Below are 528 nucleotides of genomic sequence, written 5' to 3' on the forward strand. Positions count from 1 at the left end.
GGGGCGGAGCAAAAGCGATAAGGAGGCAAAAAAGATGTTCAGTTGATGAGTTGTTTACGGAGCATATTGAATATGTCAGGTTATGTTGATTCTGCTATAACTCAGCGTCGCTTTGTCGGTTGGGATGATAAAAAAGGTATGGTTTATTCAGGTAAGCACACCAATACACCAATCGAACATTCTGGCGTAACGAGTAAGTTCGTGCTCGATAACCTGAGCAAAATACCCATTCCTGTTCTTGATGCTTACATGTTTGGTAATGGTGGATTAAGGGCTGGAGATGTAGTTGAAGTGGTATGGAATCGTTCTGATTTAGAACGACCGATAGACGAAAGCCTGCCAACCCTTGTAGTTATTGGACTTGTTGCACATAGCTACAAAAACAAAAAGCTGTACGCTCGTATAAAAGGAATACTAGATAAGTAGTAATTATACCCGTCGTAATTGAAGATGCTTGATTTTTCATTCATATCAGCGCAGGATCGCGCCCATGAAAATTAATCTGACAGATGCCCAAAAAAAAGCCCT

Annotated in this window: 1 protein-coding gene; it reads left to right on the plus strand. The window is 40.9% G+C overall.

The window, feature by feature from the left end; all coding sequences use genetic code 11:
• Positions 1–45 precede the first annotated feature (45 nt).
• Positions 46–426, plus strand: a complete 381-nt coding sequence (locus tag Xvie_RS20550) for a hypothetical protein (RefSeq protein WP_208612669.1) — start codon at positions 46–48, stop codon at positions 424–426.
• Positions 427–528 lie beyond the last annotated feature (102 nt).

Origin of the sequence: Xenorhabdus vietnamensis, from assembly GCF_002127535.1 — a bacterium.
Taxonomy (GTDB): domain Bacteria; phylum Pseudomonadota; class Gammaproteobacteria; order Enterobacterales; family Enterobacteriaceae; genus Xenorhabdus; species Xenorhabdus vietnamensis.